Origin of the sequence: Nocardia amamiensis, assembly GCF_015477605.1 — a bacterium.
Taxonomy (GTDB): Bacteria; Actinomycetota; Actinomycetes; order Mycobacteriales; family Mycobacteriaceae; genus Nocardia; species Nocardia amamiensis_A.
This window is the reverse complement of sequence record NZ_JADLQX010000035.1, coordinates 41,927-62,564: the sequence shown is the minus strand read 5'-3', so window position 1 is coordinate 62,564 and position 20,638 is coordinate 41,927. Positions and strand designations below refer to the sequence as shown.

11 protein-coding genes are annotated in these 20,638 nt (G+C 69.9%); 6 read left to right on the top strand and 5 right to left on the bottom strand.

Annotated elements, in window-relative coordinates:
* Positions 1-15 precede the first annotated feature (15 nt).
* From IU459_RS31375 to metH, 4 genes are all read right to left on the bottom strand, one after another.
* On the bottom strand, positions 16-879 hold the full coding sequence (locus tag IU459_RS31375) for a HalD/BesD family halogenase (RefSeq protein WP_195133212.1): 864 nt from the start codon (positions 877-879) through the stop codon (positions 16-18).
* A 159-nt stretch (positions 880-1,038) separates the two neighbouring features.
* The gene (locus tag IU459_RS31370; protein WP_324199102.1) at positions 1,039-1,710 is read right to left on the bottom strand and encodes an HAD family hydrolase; all 672 of its coding nucleotides are present in this window, start codon (positions 1,708-1,710) and stop codon (positions 1,039-1,041) included.
* 19 nt (positions 1,711-1,729) lie between these two features.
* Positions 1,730-3,559, bottom strand: coding sequence for a serine/threonine-protein kinase (locus tag IU459_RS31365; protein ID WP_195133211.1), 1,830 nt, complete (start codon positions 3,557-3,559; stop codon positions 1,730-1,732).
* Positions 3,560-4,033: 474 nt separating this feature from the next.
* Positions 4,034-7,630, bottom strand: coding sequence for a methionine synthase (gene metH / locus IU459_RS31360; protein WP_195133210.1), 3,597 nt, complete (start codon positions 7,628-7,630; stop codon positions 4,034-4,036).
* A gap of 296 nt (positions 7,631-7,926) precedes the next feature.
* On the opposite strand from metH, the gene IU459_RS31355 reads away from it, so the two are divergent.
* Positions 7,927-8,811 (top strand): PAC2 family protein, encoded by an 885-nt coding sequence (locus IU459_RS31355; protein WP_195133209.1) that lies wholly within the window; start codon positions 7,927-7,929, stop codon positions 8,809-8,811.
* A 111-nt stretch (positions 8,812-8,922) separates the two neighbouring features.
* Complete coding sequence (locus IU459_RS31350; RefSeq protein WP_195133208.1) at positions 8,923-11,517, top strand: AMP-binding protein; 2,595 nt, start codon at positions 8,923-8,925, stop codon at positions 11,515-11,517.
* Here the strand turns inward: IU459_RS31350 and IU459_RS31345 are convergent.
* Positions 11,419-11,724: a hypothetical protein gene (locus IU459_RS31345; RefSeq protein WP_067475793.1), complete on the bottom strand. Its 306-nt coding sequence runs from the start codon at positions 11,722-11,724 to the stop codon at positions 11,419-11,421. The two genes, IU459_RS31350 and IU459_RS31345, sit on opposite strands and share 99 nt — an antisense overlap.
* Before the next feature lie 278 nt (positions 11,725-12,002).
* Between IU459_RS31345 and IU459_RS31340 the strand changes: the two genes are divergently transcribed.
* The 4 genes from IU459_RS31340 to IU459_RS31320 all read left to right on the top strand — a co-directional run bounded on the left by IU459_RS31340 (position 12,003) and on the right by IU459_RS31320 (position 20,622).
* Positions 12,003-13,196, top strand: coding sequence for an XRE family transcriptional regulator (locus tag IU459_RS31340; protein WP_228838782.1), 1,194 nt, complete (start codon positions 12,003-12,005; stop codon positions 13,194-13,196).
* A gap of 155 nt (positions 13,197-13,351) precedes the next feature.
* On the top strand, positions 13,352-15,004 hold the full coding sequence (locus IU459_RS31330; RefSeq protein ID WP_440446547.1) for a TIGR02677 family protein: 1,653 nt from the start codon (positions 13,352-13,354) through the stop codon (positions 15,002-15,004).
* Positions 15,004-16,428 (top strand): TIGR02678 family protein, encoded by a 1,425-nt coding sequence (locus IU459_RS31325; RefSeq protein WP_195133207.1) that lies wholly within the window; start codon positions 15,004-15,006, stop codon positions 16,426-16,428. The genes IU459_RS31330 and IU459_RS31325 overlap by 1 nt, the downstream gene beginning before the upstream one ends.
* A gap of 3 nt (positions 16,429-16,431) precedes the next feature.
* A complete protein-coding gene (locus tag IU459_RS31320) occupies positions 16,432-20,622 on the top strand; it encodes a TIGR02680 family protein (protein ID WP_195133206.1) in 4,191 nt (1,396 codons plus the stop codon).
* Positions 20,623-20,638 lie beyond the last annotated feature (16 nt).

Sequence of the window (20,638 nt, the reverse complement as noted above, 5' to 3'; positions counted from 1 at the left end):
GTCGAGCCGTTCGGCTCAGTCGAGCAGTCGATCGCCCCGGACAGCGTCGGCCGCGGCGGCTAGGTGGTCGGGTAACACGCGGCCGAATAGCTGCCGAGTACGCTCCACCGTGCCGACCATTCCAGGGCGATCGGTGTAGGCGAAGATGGCCGAATGGCGCTGGCGCGCACCGCTGACGGGTGAGACGCGGTGTAACGAGAAGCGCCCGCGGAACAATTGCAAGTCGCCCGGGCGCAGTTCGAGCCCCTGGACGAAACGCTCACCGGAGCCGGTCAGCACCGCCCGCACGTCATCGAGGTTTTCCGCCTCGGGCGTGCGGATGTTGGGGCAGTATTCGAAGACGCCACCGCTCTCGGCCGGCTGGGTCAGCATGGAGACGGTGAATTCGTTGGTGTCGAAATGCCAGGGATGCGACATGCCCGGCGCGACGACGTTGAGGCACAGTCCCGCCAGGGGATCGGCGAACTCGTGCAGCTCGGGCAGGCCGAAGCAGTCGGCGACGAATCGCTGGAACAGCTCGTCGGTGTAGAGCCGGTGGATCAGCGCGTCGGCGGGGATGCGGTCGCGCGGCACGAAGGCATTGCCGCGCTCCAGCACGATCCGGCCCGGATGGTTCTGCGGCAGCTCGGCATCCAGCGGAATATTGTACGCGTTGACCCGTTCCACCTCGTAGTACGCGTGCGGGGCCATCTGCTCCCCCTGCGCCCGCAGAGTGTCGGTCAGCTCCGGCCGGATGAAACCGCGCAACACGGTGCATCCGCTGTCGGCCAGGTCCGCGCGAGCTCGACGCACCACGTCACGCAGACCGGGACCGTCCGGATCCGCCAGAGGAAACCGTGCGGTATCTACGATCTCGTCGAGTACGCCCAACGCTGCCATGGCGTCATTTTGGTGCAGCGCCCGCCGACACGCCCGAGATTCGGCGAGATTGCCGGTGATCACGGTCACACGTATGATCTGCGCGCACTCGCGTTGCGGCACAGTAACTCTCGGTGAATCGAGATCGGCCCGGTTGCTCGTGGCCGCTGCGGCTGTGATTCAAACGCGCACGCGCAGCGCGCTTTCGAGGTCGCCGACCGTCAGCCCGACCAGCGAGTCGCGGAATACCCTCCCTCGCGCCGACGGCACCGGAATCTCGCACGGAACCACGATCAGCGCGCAGCCGGCGGCTTGTGCAGCGCGCGCACCGGTACCCGAATCCTCCACCGCCACACAGTGGCTCGGATCCAGGCCGAGCAGCTCGGCGGCGCGCAGGTAGACATGCGGCTCCGGCTTGCCGTGCGCCACCTCGTCGCCGCACACCGAGACATCGAAGAAGTCGCGGCCGAGGGTGTCGAGCCCGAATTCCGTGAGCGACCGCTTGGTATTGGTGACCAGCGCGCTCGGCAGACCGGCCTCCCGGACCATGGCCAGCGCGTCCTTCGCCCCCGGCCGCCACGGGATGGGGCCGGTCATCAACTCCGTCACCCGCCGCTCCAGGAACTCCCCCGCCGCCCGCAACGACGACGGGGTGGGTTCGATGCCCAGACCGGTGAACATGATCCGCAGCGCGTTCGGGCCGGACGCGCCGATCAGCGCGTGCCGGATCGCGTCGGTCATCTCGTGGCCGTGCTCGCGCGCCAGTTCGCGCACGGCGATGTCCCAGAGTTTTTCCGAATCGAGCAGCGTGCCGTCCATGTCCCAGAGCACTCCGGCCAGTGGCGCTGTCACGTTCGGTGTCTCTCCTCTGTCAGGTGCCCGATGCGGCGATTTGCAGCTTGGCACTGTCCCCGGCGACCTCGATCCATCGGTTCTCCGAGGTCGTCGTGCCGTTCTTCAGGGTATAGGTCAGTGCGACCACCGCCCGATTCGCGCCGTTCTGCGTGACCGAGCCCACGCGTACCGCACGGATCGTGCCCCAGAAGTTCACATACGAGTCGTAGCCGGTCTGCGCCTGGTAGCCGGGCGACAGCTGAGTCCAGGCGCCGGAAACGTTGCTGGGCAGCATGCCGTAGTAGCCCTGGATGAAGGAGGCGATCCGGTCCGGTGTCGGCGGGCCGGACTGGGTGGTCGTTCCGGTCGTGGTCGGGCCGGCCGTGGTCGACGTGGCGGGCGTCGTCGTGGTCTGGGGCGAGGGCGTCGGCGTGGGTGCAGCGGAACTCGGTCCGGGGGTGGGGGTCGCCGGGGGCGTAGTGGCAGGGGCGGGCTGGGGCGGCGCGGCCGCGGAGGTGGCCGTCGGCGCGGCCCCGGACGCGGATGCGGGTCCGGATGTGGGCGCGGCGGCGGCAGGTGCCGAAGCCTGTGCCGGGGCTTGCGCCGGGGCCTGTTGCGGGCCCGGCGCGGCCGCATCGGCCGACGGCAGCGAATTCTCGGCGGCCACACCGGGAGGCACCACCGCCGATGTCGGTGTGGCGCCGGCTCCGTCGCGGTCGCCGGCGCTCACCGTCGCGATAATTCCAGCCAGGACCAGTACCCCTACTACCGCCGCGGCGGCAATGGCGAGCATCCGGCCGCGGTTGGACCCGACCAGAACACCCGGCAGGGTCGCGGCCATGCGCCCTTGCGACAGGATCGGAGGGCGCTGGGCGGCAACCGGCTGCGGCGCGGGCGGGCCCATGACCGCGGCGGGCACCACCGCGGTGGCGTCGGTGTCGCTCGACTTCTCGGTCGGCGTAGTCACGGTCCGCTGCGGCAGAACGGTCGTCGCGGCCGCGCCCGGTGCGGGCATCACCTTGGTCACCGGCGCGGGCAGCTCCGGATTGCGGCCTGCGGCAACGGCTTCCAGGGCCTCCTTCGCCTCGTGCATGGTCGGCCGGGCATCGATGGTCGGAGCGAGCAAGCGCATCAGCACCGGAGCGAGCGGACCCGCGGACTCCGGCGGCGGGATCTCCGCTCTGGCCACCGCGTGTAGCAGCGCCAGCGGGTTGTCGCCCTCGCCGAAGGGCGGGCTGCCCTGGACCGCGGCGTACAGCGTGGAACCGAGAGCGAAGACGTCGGAGGCCGGTTCCGGATTCTCCCCGCGCGCCACCTCCGGCGACAGGTAGGCGGGTGTCCCGGCGAGAAAGCCGGTGGCCGTGACCGTCACGTCGCCGACCGCGCGCGAGATGCCGAAATCGGTGATCTTCACCGTGCCGTCGTCGGCGACCAGTAGGTTGGCCGGTTTGACGTCGCGGTGCATGATGCCGGCATCGTGGGCGGCGGCCAGAGCGCTCGCGGCCTGTGCGCCGATCTTGGCGACCTCCAACGGAGGCAGGGTGCGGCTGCCCGACAGTTTGGCCGCCAGGCTCGGCGCGTCCAGGTATTCCATGACCAGCCACGGCTGGCCGTCTTCCTCGGCGACGTCGAAGACGGTGATGGCGTTCGGATGATGCAGGCGCGCCGCGATCCGGCCCTCGCGCATGGCGCGCAGCTTCGCCTCCAGCGCCGCCGACCCGGACAGTCCCGGACCGAGCAGCAACTGCTTGACCGCCACGGTGCGCTGCAGCCGCACGTCGGTGGCTCGCCAGACCACACCCATGGCGCCGGTGCCGATCGGATCCGTGAGCCGGTATCGTCCCGCGATCAATCGATCCGCCGTCATCGTGGTGTGCCTCTCCTACTTACGCGCCGAGCCGTTCCGCACTCAGCGCGCAAGCCCCGGAGAACCCTCCGGAAGACGTACGCGCCGAGGTGTTTTGCACCACCGAGCAGAGACGCGAACGCATCCGCCGACTGCTCCGGATGCAGTTACAACGCCTTCGACAATGGCACATCCGCCCGACAGACATCCACCTGCCCGCGCCGAGATGGGCTAGCGCCCAGGTCAACACCGCGCGTCCGCACCCGGCGACGCGCCGTCCGGGTGCGCGAATCCGCGCCGGACACGTCATCCGACCAGGTAGCGAAGGCCCTTGGCGCCAGACCAATTAGTCGTTTTACCGAACGCACCACTCAGCGGATCGACCCGAGCCGAGTGGATGCGGAACGCCGAGCCGCCTGGTTGCGAAGAACCTGCCGCCAGCGATCCGGATCGTCCTCCGAGAAGACACGCGGCAGCGCCACTTCGACAACCCGTTCAGGCGTTGAAGTACTTCGCCTCCGGATGCAGGAGGACGAAGGCGTCGGTGGATTGTTCCGGATGCAATTGCAGCTCTTCGGACAGCACCACGCCGATGCGGTCGGCCTCGAGCAGGTCGACCAGCTTGGCACGGTCTTCCAGGTCGGGGCAGGCGCCGTAACCGAAGGAGTAGCGTGCGCCGCGGTAGCCGAGCTTGAAGTACTCCAGCACGTCGGCCGGGTCGGATTCGGCGACCGCGTGGCCCTCGAGGACGAGTTCCTCGCGGACGCGGCGATGCCAGTACTCGGCCAGCGCCTCGGTGAGCTGGACGCCGATACCGTGCACCTCGAGGTAGTCGCGGTAGCTGTCGCCCGCGAACAGCTCGTTGGCGAAGTCGGCGATCGGCTGGCCCATGGTGACCAGCTGGAACGGCAGGACGTCAACCTGACCGGTCGCTCTGGCGTAGGCCCGCGACCGGATGAAGTCGGCGATGCACAGGAACCGGTCGCGCTGCTGGCGCGGGAAGGTGAACCGATACCGTTCCGGCGCATCGGGATCCGGTTCGGTGAGCACGATGACCTCGTCGCCTTCGGACACCGCGGGGAAATAGCCGTACACCACCGCGGCGTGCTGCAGCACACCCTCGGTGCTCAGCCGGTCCAGCCAGGCGCGCAGACGCGGCCTGCCCTCGGTCTCGACCAGTTCCTCGTAGCCGGGGCCGTCGCCGCCGCGCTGCCCGCGCAGGCCCCACTGCCCGAGGAACAGCGCCCGCTCGTCGAGCAGGCCCGAGTACTCGTGCAGCGCGAGGCCTTTCACCACGCGGGTGCCCCAGAACGGCGGCACCGGCACCGGCAGATCCGCCGCGACGTCGGAGCGCTCGGGTACCACGACGGGCACTTCGGCCGCCCTGCGTTCCGCGGCGATCCGCTTGGACCGCTCGTGCCGCGCCTTGCGCTCGGCGGCCTTCTCCCGCTCGGCGATGGCCTCCGGGCTGTCCGGGTCGGGCCCGCCGCCGCGCTTGCGGGTCATGATGTCGCCCATCAGCCGCAGGCCCTCGAACGCGTCGCGCGCGTAGTGCACGTCGCCCTCGTACACCTCGGTGAGGTCGTTCTCCACGTATGAGCGGGTGAGCGCCGCACCGCCGAGCAGCACCGGGAACTGCCCGGCCACGCCTTTGGCGTTGAGCTCCTCGAGGTTCTCCTTCATCACCACGGTCGACTTCACCAGCAGACCGGACATGCCGATGACGTCGGCCTTCTTGTCGATCGCGGCATCGAGGATGGTGGCGATCGGCTGCTTGATGCCGAGGTTGACCACCTCGTAGCCGTTGTTGGACAGGATGATGTCGACCAGGTTCTTGCCGATGTCGTGCACGTCGCCCTTGACGGTGGCCAGCACGATGCGGCCCTTGCCGCTGTCGTCGGTCGCCTCCATGTGCGGTTCCAGATAGGCGACGGCGGCCTTCATCACCTCGGCGGACTGCAGCACGAACGGCAGCTGCATCTGGCCGGAGCCGAACAGCTCGCCGACCGTCTTCATCCCCGCCAGCAAGGTCTCGTTGATGATCTGCAGCGGCGGCACCTCGGTCATGGCCGCGTCCAGATCGGCCTCCATCCCAGCCCGCTCGCCGTCGACGATCCGCCGCTCCAGCCGCTCGAACAGCGGCAGTGCGGCCAATTCCTCCGCTCGCGACGCCTTCGACGACGACGTGGACACGCCCTCGAACAGCGCCATCAGCTTCTGCAGCGGGTCGTAGCCCTCGGCGCGGCGGTCGTAGACCAGATCCAGCGCGGCCTCGCGCTGTTCGTCCGGAATCCGGCTGATCGGCAGGATCTTGGACGCGTGCACGATCGCGGAGTCCAAACCGGCCTCGACACACTCGTGCATGAACACCGAGTTGAGCACCTGGCGGGCTGCCGGGTTGAGACCGAAGGAGATGTTGGACAGACCCAGTGTGGTCTGCACCCGCGGGTGGCGGCGCTTGAGCTCGCGGATGGCCTCGATGGTCTCCAGGCCGTCGCGGCGCGACTCCTCCTGCCCGGTGCCGAGGGTGAAGGTGAGCGTGTCGATGATGATGTCGCTCTCCGACAGGCCCCAGTTGCCGGTGATGTCGGCGATCAGCCGCTCGGCGATCTCCACCTTCTTCGCTGCAGTGCGGGCCTGGCCTTCCTCGTCGATGGTGAGCGCGACCACCGCGGCGCCGTGCTCGGCGACCAGCCGCATGGTCTGCTGGAAGCGCGACTCGGGTCCGTCGCCGTCCTCGTAGTTCACCGAGTTCACCGCGCAGCGCCCGCCGAGGTGTTCCAGTCCGGCCTGCAGCACCGGGGTCTCGGTGGAGTCGAGCATGATCGGCAGCGTCGACGCGGTGGCCAGCCGGCCGGCCAGCTCCGCCATGTCCTGGCTGCCGTCGCGGCCGACATAGTCGACGCACAGGTCGAGCATGTGCGCGCCGTCGCGGGTCTGGTCCTTGGCGATGTCCAGGCACTTCTGCCAGTCGCCTGCCAGCATTGCTTCGCGGAATGCTTTGGAGCCGTTGGCATTCGTGCGCTCACCGATCATCAGGATCGAGGCGTCCTGCTCGAACGGCACCGCGGTGTACATGCTGGACACACTCGGCTCGTGCACCGGGTCGCGACGCTCGGCGACCGGCGGCAGCGTCGGCTCGACCTCGCGCAGCGCGGCGGCGACCTGACGGATGTGCTCGGGGGTGGTGCCGCAGCAGCCGCCGACCAGCCCGAGCCCGAATTCCGTGACGAATCCGCGCAGCGCGACCGCCAGCTCCTCCGGCGTGAGCGGATACACCGCGCCGTCAGCGCCGAGCACCGGGAGTCCGGCGTTCGGCATTACCGAGACGGGCACCCGCGCGTGCCGGGACAGATGCCGCAGATGCTCGCTCATCTCGGCCGGACCGGTAGCGCAGTTCAGGCCGATCATGTCGATGCCGAGCGGCTCGAGCGCCGTGAGCGCGGCGCCGATCTCGCTGCCGACCAGCATGGTGCCGGTGGTCTCCACCGTCACGTGCGTGATGATCGGGATCCGGCGGCCCAGCCGTGCCATCGCCCGCCTGCTGCCGGTCACCGCCGCCTTCACCTGCAGCAGGTCCTGGCAGGTCTCGATGAGGATGGCGTCGGCGCCGCCGTCGAGCATGCCCAGCGCGGCCTCGGTGTAGGCGTCGCGCAGCGCGGCGAACGGGGCATGGCCCAGCGTCGGGAGCTTGGTGCCCGGCCCCATCGAACCGAGCACATACCGCGGCGTACCGTCGGAGGACGGGCCCATCTCGTCGGCGACCTCACGGGCCAGCCTGGTACCGCGCTCGGACAGGTCGCGGATCCGGTCGGCGATGTCGTAGTCCGCGAGGTTGGACAGATTGCAGCCGAAGGTGTTGGTCTCGACCGCGTCGGCGCCCGCCTCGAAATACGCGCGGTGGATCGTGCGCAGCACGTCCGGCCGGGTTTCGTTGAGGATCTCGTTGCAGCCCTCCAGCCCGCGGAAATCGTCCAGGGTCAGATCGGTGGCTTGCAGCATCGTGGCCATCGCACCGTCGCCGATGACGACACGACGGCGCAGCGTGTCGAGTAGCGTGGTGTCGAACTCGGCGGGGATGGGCGCAGACATGCGTTCCAGGGTAGTGGGCGGGCCGGACAATCCAGGCCACCACGTCGAAGCTCGGTGTCCTGCACCACACGGTGATGCCGATGCCGGACGATGCCGGGTGCGCGGTACGACACGGTGATGCCGATGCCGGACGATACCGGGTGCGCGGTACGACACGGTGATGCCGATGCCGGACGATACCGGGGCGCGCGGAACGACACGGTGCCGCCGCCTGGTCCGTCCCAGCCGCGGGGAACACATCACCGATCCCACCGCCATACGGCACGCCATGCCGACGAACGCCGTAGGCTGACCGAGTGAACGCCAGTGAAACTCCCGATCCGGAACTGCCGACGTTGCGGGATCCAGTACTGGTCGCCGCCTTCGAGGGCTGGAACGACGCCGGGGACGCGGCCAGCGGCGCCGTCGAGCATCTGGAACTGATCTGGGATGCCGAGCCGTTGGCCGAACTCGACTCCGAGGACTACTACGACTATCAGGTCAACCGGCCGACGGTACGCCAGGTGGACGGTGTGACCAGGGAAATCCAGTGGCCGTCGACGATGCTGTCGGTCTGCTCGCCGCCGGGCAGCGATCGTGACGTGGTGCTGCTGCGCGGCATCGAACCGAACATGCGCTGGCGCAGCTTCTGCGGCGACCTGCTGGAGTTCATCGAACAGCTCGGGGTGCAGACCGTCGTCATACTGGGCGCGCTGCTGGCCGACACCCCGCACACCAGACCGGTGCCGGTGACCGGCTCGGCCTACAGCAAGGAGGCGGCCGAGCGGTTCAACCTGGAGCAGACCCGCTACGAGGGTCCGACCGGGATCACCGGTGTGCTGCAGGACCAGTGTGTCAAGGCGGGGGTGCCCGCGGTGTCGTTCTGGGCCGCCGTTCCGCACTACGTCTCCCAGCCGCCGAACCCGAAGGCGACCATCGCGCTGCTGCACCGGGTCGAGGAGGTGCTCGACATCGAGGTCCCGCTGGGCGAGCTGCCCAAACAGGCCGAGGACTGGGAGACCGCGGTGAACGAGATGACCGTGGCCGACGACGAGATCAGCGAATACGTGCGTTCGCTGGAGGAGCGCGGCGACGCCGCGGCCGACGTGAACGAGGCGATGGCCAAGATCGACGGCGACGCCATCGCGGCGGAATTCGAAAAGTACCTGCGCAGGCGGGGTCCGGGCAGCTTCGGGCTCTGACCTCCCGGTCCGCGGCGGCCTCGGCTCGCGCGGGCGCGCGCCCAATTCACCGGAAGTTCGCCAGGGGGCCGCCTTCGGACCGGAAAGCGGCCGCCTCCTACACTCTCGCCGGTGACCGTGCTCCCGATCGTCGCGCATCTGCGCAGCTTCGACGACCGGGTCGCCGTCCACTTCCCTGGACCGGGCGCGGCGAACGTCGCCGCGGCGGAGCCGATGCCGCAAGCAACGCAGCGGGTCACCTACGCTCGGCTCGCCGCGCTCGTCGAGGACTACGCGACCGAGCTCGGGCCGGCCCGCCGCCTCGTCGCGCTCGCCGCGCGCAACGACGTCGCCTCGCTCGTGGCGTATCTCGGCGCACTCAGCGCCGGATGCGTGGTGCTGCTGACCGGAGAGATCACCGCGGAGTTGCGGGCGACCTACGATCCGGACGTCGTCATCGAGGCGGGCCGTGCCCACGTGGTCCGGGAGAACTCCGCGCATAGCCTGCACCCGGATCTCGCGTTGCTGCTGAGCACGTCGGGTTCCACCGGGTCGCCGAAGCTGGTGCGGCTCTCGGCGACGAACCTGCGTGCCAACGCCGCTGCGATCGCCGACTACCTGGCGATCGGCCCGGACGACTGTGCGGCCACCACGCTGCCGATGTACTACTGCTACGGGCTCTCGGTGGTGCACAGTCATCTGCTTCGCGGTGCGAGCTTGCTCCTCAGCGCCCGGTCGGTATTGGACGTCGAGTTCTGGCACGCCTTCCGGGACTGCCGCGCAACGTCGTTCGCCGCCGTCCCCTACACCGTCGACCTGCTCGACCGCATCGGCTTCCCCCGCATGACGTTGCCGCACCTGCGCTATGTCACCCAGGCGGGCGGCAGGCTCGCGCCGGATCGGGTCCGCGAGTACGCCACGCTCGGCCGGCGATCCGGCTGGGATTTCGTCGTCATGTACGGCCAGACCGAGGCGACCGCCCGGATGGCCTATCTGCCCGCCCATCTGGCGACCGAGCATCCCGACTGCATCGGAATCCCCATCCCCGGCGGCGAATTCACTCTCGAACCGATCGAGGAAGACGCCGAGGGGCCGAGTGAGCTGGTCTATCACGGCCCCAACGTGATGATGGGCTACGCCGGATCCGCGGAGGAACTCGCCCTCGGCCGCACCATCGGCGCGCTGCGCACCGGTGACCTGGCCCGCCGCACCCCGGAAGGGCTCTATCAGGTGGTCGGCAGACGCAGCCGATTCGCCAAGATCTACGGCCTCCGCATCGATCTGGAGCGTCTCGAACGCGGCCTCGCCGACGCCGGATTCACCTCGTGCTGCACCGATGACGACGCGCACTTGATCGTCGCGGTCGAGAGCGCCCGGTCGGATCCCACCGAGATCGCGGCCCGACTGGCCGGGTTGCCCGCCGCGGCGGTCCGGATCCTTCCGGTCGAGCGGATCCCGCGGCTACCCAGCGGCAAACCCGACTACCCGGCTATCCGGGGACTGGCCGAACCCACGCCGCCGGTGCATGACGTGCGCGCCCTGTACGCCGCGACCCTCGGCATCGACCCCGCGCGGATCCGGCCGGATCGCACGTTCGTCGATCTCGGCGGCAACTCGCTGACCTACGTGGCCACCGCGGCGCGGCTGGAACGCATGCTGGGCCACCTGCCTGCCGACTGGCCGAACACCTCCGTCGCGGACCTGGAACGGCTTCCGGAGAGCCGCAGGCGCTTCGGACGTGCGCTGGACACCGGAACGCTGCTGCGTGCCATCGGCATCGTGCTGATCGTGGGATCGCACGCAGGCGTGTTCGTGCTGTGGGGTGCGGCACACGTGCTGCTCGGCGTCGCGGGATTCAACTTCGCGCGTTTCGCGGTGACCGCGGCACCACGCTCGGAGCGGTTGCGCCATACGCTGCGCACCGTGGCGTCGATCGCGGTCCCGACCGCGGCCTGGGTCGCGCTCACTCTGGTGTGCGGCGATTACTACGGCTGGCAGAACGTGCTGCTGCTGAACAAGATTCTGGGTCCCAGCGACAGCCCGACCGCCGGGCACCTGTGGTTTCTCGAGGTGCTCGTCTACTTCATGCTCGCCGCCGCGCTGCTGATCCGGATCCCGTGGGTGGACCGCCTGCAACGGGCCGACCCGTTCTGGTTCGCGATGGCGCTCGTCGCGGTGAGTCTCGTGTTCCGATACCAGGCGTTCGGTCTGTATCCACAGAAAGACATCCCGTTCTCACCGCTGGCGGTGTGGCTCTTCGCGCTCGGCTGGGCGGCGGCGAAGGCGAGTTCGGCGTGGCAGCGGGTCGCGGTCAGTGCCGTCGTACTGGTCACAGTACCGGGATATTTCGGCGTTCCCGATCGGGAAAGGCTGGTCATGGCGGGCTTGCTCGCGTTGGTATGGTTGGCCGCGATCCGAGTTCCCGGCATCGTCGCCGCCTGCGCCGCCGTGCTCGCCGATAGCTCGCTGTTCGCCTATCTGCTGCACTGGCAGGTGTATCCACTGTTCGGCCAGCACGACCTCGTGGCGCTGCTGGCATCTCTCGCGGCGGGTGTTGCCGCGGCCAAGATGGTGGTGATACTGCGGCGCTGGGGATCTAGGAGATTCCGGGCAATCCGGTCGAGCTGGTCAGCTCTCCACGGTCCAGACTCGTGCCGCCGCCTCCTGAGCGAGTTTCGCGATCAGGATGTCGCGCGGAATGGTCTGACCGGCAAAGTGATCGAGTGAGGGAACCACCACGTGGTGTGCGTCGGCGCGCTTGAGTTCCGCGGTGAGCTCCGCCAAAGCCGTCCCGTCACCCCCGGTCGATTCATGGAACGTCGCGGCGAAGCAGAGCCCTTCTTCGCGAGCGAGGCTGCTCATCGCCGCCTCCAGCTCTTTGCTGTGGCCATCGGCCAGATCGTCACGCAAGTATCCATAGATCAACGCTTCCACCCGAACCTCCGTTGGATTGGGATCGCTGTTCTCTGAAGTGGATCCACCCGTTTTACGGGGTTACTGCGCTTCATGCAAGAGCAGATGTACTTGCAGTTGCTCTGGTAGAGACGCCTGGCAAACTCTCCGCGTCGATGTCGAGCATGCACCATGCGGCGCCGCGAAACGAGCTGTCAACCCGATGACATCTGTCTGCCCTATCGGGGCCACCAAACGTTAACTGGTGCGATACTACAGACGTGGCCGCTACTGACGATCGACCCGTCTGGGCTGTCCGGATGCGTTCCGAGCGTGACGCGAGGGGGTGGTCGCAAGCCGACGCGGTTCGCGTGATGCGCGGAAAGTCATCGCACAACCTGCCGACGGACAGCACCCTCCTACGCAACTGGCGCCGTTGGGAATCGGGCGAATCGCGCCCGGACGACTTCTACGCCCCCATCATCGCCGCCACCTTCGACACGGTGACCGCGGCGTTCTTTCCCAAGGCCAGACCGAACCGGGACGACGAATTGCTCTCCGCGACGGGCATGGACACGCTCGAGTTCCTCGGCAGACTCCGCATTTCGGACGTGTCCCCGGTGACGCTGGAGGCCGTCCGGATCACCGCCGAGCGGCTGTGCTGCGAGTACTCCTACGCCGACCCGCACGACCTGCACACCGAGGGCACCGCGTGGCTGCGCAGGATCACCTCGTTGCTGGACGGTCGCCTGACTCTGGCCCAGCACCGCGAAATCCTCGTCCTCGCCGGATGGGTCGCGCTGCTGGTCGGATGCGTCGACTACGACCTGGGCCGGCGCACCGCCGCCGAGGCCACCCGCCGGGCCGCCCACTCGCTGGGGCAGGAGGCCGAGAACGCCGAGATCACCGCGTGGGCAGCGGAAATGGCCGCCTGGTTCGCGCTCACCCAGGGCAACTACCGTGGCGTGATCGAGACGGTGCGGCCGACGCTGGAAGTGAGCCAGGACCTGCGCGTCGGCGTGCAACTGGCCGCCCAGTGCGCCAAAGCCTGGGCCCGGCTGGGTAACCCACGGGAAGTGGAGTCCGCGCTCGCAGAGGGTCGAGCAATCCTGGAGCGACTCGAACATCCGGCGAATCTGGACAACCATTTCGTCATCGACGCGCACAAGTTCGACTTCTACGCGATGGACTGCTGCCGGGTGGCGGGCGAGGATCGGCTCGCCGAATCCTACGCCCGCGAAGTGATCCGGAACGCCACCCGCCCCGACGGGACGGTGCGCAACCCGATGCGGATCGCCGAGGCGCACCTGACGCTGGCCGTGGTCGCGGTCCGCGACGGTGACCTGGAGACGGCGGTGGCCGAGGGCATGCGCGCATTCGCGGGCAGGCGGCGTTCGCTGCCGTCGCTGATGTGGATCGCAGGCGAAGTCGCGCGCGAGATCATCGAGCGCTATCCCGGCGATCCGCGTACCCGCGCGTATCTGGACCAGCTGCGCTCGCTGTCCGTCGAGTGAGCCGACCTGGCCCGCAGCCTCGGCGAACGGTGACGAACCTGACGCGTCCACGCCGAACACCGGAACGTCGTGCAGGCGGCGACCAGCCCGCTATTACCCTGTTCCCGGTGACCGACTCCGATGACGGCTGCGCCGGCGAACGCTGGGACGAGCGGCTGCGGCTGTTCTCCTTCGCCACCGCCGAGCGCCGCGCGGACTACCTGCGGGTGCTGCGCGCCTTCGACAGTGCGCGGGCGGCCTACGTGGTGTTGCTGCACGCGGACGACGTCGCGGAGTGGATCGAGCGCAACGGAAGCACGCTGCGCACACCTGATCTGGACGATACGAACCAACCGGTCACGAATCGGGCGGTTGCCGATCGCGCGCAGCGGCGTAATAGTCCGGACGATTCGCGCAGTGTGGCGTCCGAATCCCCTGCGCCGGACCATTCCCCGGCCGCCGAACGCCCGACCGCGGCACGCCTGACCGCCGCCGAGATCGGTTCCCTGCTCGACCAGCTCCACCAATGGGGCGTGCTGGAGCGCAGCTACGACGGAACCCGCGCCGCGACCCTGGCCGAGTATCGCAACCGGCACTACGTCTACCAGTTCTCCCAAGCCGGATTTCAGGCCTACCGGGCGGTCGCCGGTGTGCTCAGCGCCCGCCTCGACGAGGCCTCGCTCTCGCGTCTGGTGCTGCCGGAGCTGCTGGCCGATCTGCACGCGCTGGCCCAGGCGAACCGGTCCGGCGACGCCGAGCGGGTCTACCGCACCTTGCGTCGCCTCGACGCGGCCCTGTCGGAGCTGGCCGCCCGCGCCGCGCACTTCTATCTCGGACTCGGCGATATGGTCCGGACCACCGAGATCACCCCGGAGTCGTTTCTCGCGCACAAAGACGCGCTGCTGGCGCATATGCGGGAGTTCAGCCTCGACTTGGCCCGGTTCACCCCGCGACTGGCGGCGGCGATCGCGGAGATCGAGGAGACCGGCATCGAGGAGCTCATCGCTCGTGCGGCGCGCTGTGACGAACGAGTGCTGCTGAGCACCGCCGAACGCCGGTCGGATTGGCAGGCCAGATGGGACGGACTGCGGACCTGGTTCGTCGCGTCCGGCAGTGGCGAGGCTGCGGGCGCGACGGAAGCCGAGCGGCTGCGCGAGGCGACCATGAGCGCCATCGCCGCGGTACTCTCACTGCTGCGGCGGGTCACCGAGACGCGGCGCGGTGGGGTGAGCCGCGAATCGGCGCTGCGGCATCTGGCTGCCTGGTTCACAGCGGCGCCGAGCACGGACAGCGCCCACGCGCTGTTCGACGCGGTGTTCGGGCTCGGCAAGCCGCGGCATCTGGCGATGGAGCACCCGGACGCCGACCTGATTCCGGCGGTCCGGTCCTGGTGGGACGCACCCCCATTGGAGATTTCGCGCACGCTCGCCGAGACCGGGCGGCCCCCGTCCGCGGGCGCGCCCGCGCGAATCCACCGCAACGACGCCGGGATCCGGCGGCTGCGCGAGGCCCAGTTGGACGCGCAGCGGTCGCGCGCCGAGGCCGCGCGGTCGCTGGCCTCCGGCGACGTGCACGAGCGGGTCTTGGACGAACGGGAAACCGAAGTGCTGCTGCGCCTGTTGGACGCCGCGTCCACCGCCTGGGTTCCGGTGCGCGGCCGGGTGGCGGGCAGCACCGGTTCGGACAGCGGGGTCACGCTGACGGTGTCCGAGCACGACGGCCCGACCGTAGTACGCACTACTCGCGGGCTGCTGCACCTGAACAACCGGGCACTCGAGATCGAGCAGACGACCAAGACGCGTCGGCGAATTCCCGGGGAGCGTGGCTGATGCACGGACGCTCAATCGACACGCTCGCGCTGGACAACTATCAGCGCGCAGCCCGCGTCATCCTGGCCAATCATCTGGTGACCCGCACCTATCCGGATCGGATCGCCCTGCCCCTGATCCGCCGCTGGGCCACCGAACTCCGTGAGGACCTCGCCGAATTGTTCGGCTACCGGCTGGAAGTCACCGAGACCACGGCGCGGGTGTTCCCCGTGCTGGACCGTCTCGACGCGAGCAGGCCGGCCCGCACGCCTGCCGAGCGCGTGTTCGACCGGCGCCGCTACGCCTATCTGGCCTTGGCGCTCGCCGCGCTGGGACGCGCGGGTGATCAGGTCACGCTGTCCGAACTGGCCGACCAGGTCGCCGCCTACGCGGCCCGGGTGGACGGTCTCGAGCTGGCCACGGACCGGGCGTCCGATCGGGACGCGTTCGTCGACGCGGTCGGCTGGCTGACCATGCGCGGCGCGCTCACCTTGGCCGACGGCGACGCGGGCGGTTGGGCCAGCGATCCGGAGGCGGGTGAAGCGCTCTACGACATCGACCGGCCGGTGGTCTTCGCGCTGTTCCGGCCGCCGCGAGCATTGCAGCACCTGCACAGTGTGCGCGGGTTGTTCGCCGAGGAGTCCACCGGCACCGGAGTTTCCGCGCACGCCCCGAGCGCCGCCGAGATCGCCCGCCGGGTGCGCAGGGCACTGGTCGAACGACCGGTGGTCTACATCGATGATCTCGCGCCCGAAGAACGTCCGGTGCTCGTACAGGACCGGATCGTCGCGGATGTGGAGCTGTTCACCGGCCTGCGTGCCGAGCGCCGCGCCGAAGGCGTCGCGCTGATCGACACCTCGGGGCGGCTGTCGGACACGCGTTTCCCCGGGACGGGCACGCTGGCCCAAGTCGCCCTGCTGCTGGCGGGGGAGATCGCCGACCGCGTGCTGGACATCGACAACCCGCTGCCGCGGCGCGGCGGCGCTCCGCACCCGGATCGGGCGCTCGCCGGGCAACTGGACGCGGCCATCCCCGAATCCACCTTGTTCACTCCGCTGGCCCAGCCGCATTCGCCGGATTCGCTTCCGGCCGAGACCCGTTCGCCGGATGTCGAGCCGGATCAAGAGGACGAGCCGGTGGCGAGCACGTATCCACTGGTCGACCCGGCGTGGCTGCGCGAGACGATGCAGGCGCTGGCCGACCGCTATGGCGCCACCTTCGCCGCGCAGTGGCAGGCCGACGTGCCGCGTCTCACCACGGAGGTGGTGGCGCTGCTGGAGCGGCTGCGGCTGGTGCGGGCGGTGGACGAGGGACTGCTCGTGCTCCCCGCTCTGGCCCGCTACCGCGGCGCGGTCGTGACGGTACGCACCAAGCGGGCCGCGGAGCTGTTCGTCACCGCGGCCGACACCTACGGGCCCGGCGGCACCGGGACGGAAGGGAACTGACGGATGTCGCTCATTCACGGAGGAGTGCGGTTCACTCCCACCCGCGCCGGAATCGTCAATCTCTGGGACTACCGCGACCAGGAATTCTGTTTCGCCGACGGCAGACTGGTGCTGCGCGGGCCGAACGGGTCGGGCAAGACCAAGGCGCTGGAGGTGCTGTTCCCGTTCGTGCTGGACGGGCGGATCGAACCCCGCCGGCTCAACCCGTTCGCCGGCGAAGAACGCACGATGAAGTCGAACCTGCTCTACCGCAAGCAGGACTCGGCCTACTCCTATGTCTGGATGGAGTTCGCGCGCGGTCGATGGGACGACCCGGAAGTGGTCACGGTCGGCATCGGCATGCGCGCGACGCGGTCCTCGGACAAGGTGACCCGCTGGTACTTCGTCGCCGACGGCCGCGTCGGCGTGGACTTCTCGCTGATCGGCCCGGACGACCGTCCGTTCACCCGCAAACAACTCGCCGAACAGATCGGCAGCGATTCGCTCGTCGACCGGCCGATGGACTACCGCAACGCCATCGACGCGCGCATGTTCGGTCTCGGCGCACAGCGCTACGACCAGTTGATCAACCTGATCCTCACGCTGCGCCGCCCGCAGCTGGCCAAAAACCTGGATCCGCGCGGGCTGTCCCAGGCGCTCACCGACGGCCTGCGCCCGCTCGACGAGCAACTGATCCTGGATGCCGCCCGGTCGTTCAGCGACATGGAGGAAGTGGCCCGCACCCTCGAGGGGCTGGTCAACGCCGACACGGCGACCAGGACTTTCGTCGAGGTCTATCGGAAATACCTCGCGGTCCAGGCGAAAACGGACGTCGACCAGGTGCGGGCCCGGCTCGACGCGGTCACGCACGCGAGCACCGCGCTGTTCGCGGCGACCACGCTGCGCGAGCGCAGGGAGACCGAACGCGCCGCCGCCGAGACCCGAGCCGAGGACGCCGACCGCGCCTACGAGCAAGCCCTCGCCGATCGGGAAAACCTACGGCGTTCCAGCGCTTACGAAGGCAAGCAGCAGCTCGAAGACCTGGCCGACGCGGTACGGCGGCTGGAGACCTCGGCGGGCGTGCACGCCGACAAGGCGCTCAAAGCGCAGCAGACCTTGGACCAGCGCGCCGCGGAGGCGGAACGTGCGCGCAGCGCGGTCCGCACCGCCGCGGCCGCGCTCGCCCGTGGCGAGGACGACCTGCGCGGCGCCGCCGAGGACGCGGGCATCGCGTGGACGCCGCTGCCCGAGACGGCACGAGCCGAACAGCTCACCACGGCCGTGCGGGGCCACGCCGAGGAGCGCGACGCCGACGTCCGCGCGGTGCGCAGGGCGTTGGGCGCGGTCGACACCGCGGCCGCCGAACGCACCAGGGCCGAGCGGCTCGCCGAGCGTGCCCGCGAACTGCGCGATGCGGCCGCCGCCGAGGTCGCGCACGCCGAGGCGACGGTCACGTTGGCCCGCACCGAGTCCGCCGGCGCGCTGCGCGCGTGGTGGGAGGAGCACCGTGCGGTCTACTCCTCCGTCCGAGCCGGTCTGTTCGAGGCGCTGAACTCCGCGGTGGCCGAGGCCGGTTCGGACGCGGCCACTGTCGCCGAAGTGCTGGCGGAGCGGGCCGAGCCCTTGCTCGACGAGATCCGCGGCCGTCGCCAGGAAGCCCGCGCGCGGGCGGCGACGGCGGCCGCGCACATGAGCGAGCTGACCGCCGAACGCGAGCGCGTCGCGGCCCAGCGCGACGACGATCCACCGGCATTCGCGGCCCGGTCCGGCCGCACCGGCGAACGGCCCGGCGCCCCGCTGTGGCGTCTGGTGCGCTTCGCCGACGATGTATCGCCTGAGACCGCAGCAAGTATCGAGGCCGCGCTGGATGCCGCGAACCTGCTCGACGGCTGGGTCTGCCCCGCAGATGCGCTGCCATCGGACTTCGAGTCGGATCAGTTTCTGGTGCCGCTGCCCGCCGCGGATCGGCCTGCCGGGCGCACCCTCGCCGACGTGCTGGTCGTAGAGGACGATTCGGACGCGCTCACCGTGCCCCGGCAGGCCCTGGCCGACGTGCTCGCCTCCATCGCCCTGCACGATGGCGCGGACGATCCGAACGCAACGGTGACGATCGAGGCGAACGGCGGATTCCGCCAAGGCGTGCAGGTCGGCAGGCACCGTAAGGCCGACGCGGAGTACATCGGCGCCACCGCGCGGGCCAGGCGCCGCGAGATCCGCTCGGCCGAGCTGACCGCGGCCATCGCCGCCGCGGACTCCGACCGGCGCGACGCGGAGCGGCAGGAAGCGGACGCCGTCGCCGAACTCGCGCGAATCTCCGCCGCCGCCAAAGGGCTTCCGCGTCCGACCGCGGTGCTCACCGCGTTGCGTGCGGTGTCGGAGGCCGCGGGCATGATGCGGTCCCGCGCCGAAGCCGCCGCCCACGCCGAGCGCGAACTGGACCAGGCGATCGCGGACCTGTCCGCCGTGGAGAAGAAGCTGCGTGCCACCGCCGCGGCGCACCGCACCCCGCGCACGGGCACCGAGATCGACGCCCTCGCCGCCGCCATCCGGCACTTCGAGAACACCGGCGCCGGACTGCTGCGGCTACGCGGCGACCACGAGCGGGAACGCGAGCGCGAGCGGGAAGCCGAGGACCGCTTGGCCGAGGCCGCCGACCTGGCCGAAGCGTTCGCGGAGGAGGCGGAGGCCGCGCAGTCCGGCTACCGGGAACAGCTGCGCAAGCTGGAGACCCTGCGCGAGGCGCTCGGAGCGGGCGCGGCCGACATCGATCGCGAGCTGGAGCAGGCCAGGCAGCGGATCGAGGCGACCAAGGCCGAGCAGAAGGCCGCGCGCAAGGCCGCCAACGAGGCCATCGAGGCGGTCGGCGACGCCGAGGCCGCCTACCGCACGGCGCACGAATCGCTCGCCACCGCGCTCACCGAGGTGCTCGCGGAGGTGAAAGCCCTTGCGCCCTATGCCCAGCCAGATCTGCTCACCCTGCTGGGCACATCCACCGACGGGCGCTGGCCCAGCAGCGACGCCGCGTGGTCGACACCCGAGCAACTGCTGTACCGGATCTCGGCGGCGGGACCTCGAGCACAGCCCGGGGTCTTGCCCGACGAGGTCGCCGAGCTGTTCGAAGCCCTCGCCGCCGCCACCGCGTCGGTACGGGCGAGCGAGGCGGCACGCAAGTCCACCCGCAGCGCGGTGACCGCGGCGCTGCAGGAGTTCGACGCCGCGCTCGCCGGTTCCGGCCGCGACTACCGGCTCCAGTGGGACGCGGCCGACGGCCTCACCGTCGTGCAGGTGCAGGACGAGCACGGCGTCTCGGCGCTCGCCGAGTTCGCCGACCGCGTCGACGCCGCGCGACGCGACCAAGAGCTGCTGCTCACCGACGCCGAGCGACGCATCCTGGAGGACGCGCTGCTGACCGGCCTGGCACAGCAGATCCACGAACGCACCGGCGACGCACGCGACCTGATCGCCAGGATGGGCGCGGAGATGAAGCAGCGGCGGATGTCCTCGGGCAACACCATCGGCGTGCACTGGCTGCTCGCCGACAACCTGTCCGACGCCGCGCGGGCCATGTGCAAGCTGCTCGACCGGGACGCCTCGGCCCTCACGGCCGAGGACTTGGCGGCGATCCGGGGACATTTCGCCGCCGAGATCCGGGCGGCGCGGGCCGCGCACCCGGAACGCTCCTATCCCGAGATCCTCGCCGCCACCCTGGATTACCGCAGCTGGCGGGTGTTCTCGTTCACGCTGATCTCCGCCGACGGCAGCGAGGACAAGCTCACCGTGGCCCGGCACAGCGCACTGTCGGGTGGTGAACAGTCGGTGTCGCTGCACCTACCGCTGTTCGCCGCGGCGCACGTCATGCTCGATTCGGCCGATCCGCAGGCGCCGCGCCTGCTCGCGCTGGACGAGGCGTTCGCCGGCGTCGACGACAACGGACGCAGCGAATTGCTCGGCTTGAGTGTGCAATTCGACCTCGATCTGTTCATGACCGGCTACGACCTGTGGATCACCTATCCGCACGTCCCGGCCTGCGCGCACTACGACCTGGCACATTCCGCGGCCGAGAACACCGTCAGCGCGACGCTGCTGGTGTGGGACAGCGGCGAGCTGCTCGCCGAACACGACGGAACCGATCTGACCGCCGCGCTCGGCTCCCCCGATCGCCGCCGAGTTCCCACCACGATCGAGGGCGGGCTCGAACTCGCGCCGGTCACCTGATCATCCGGCACCGCCG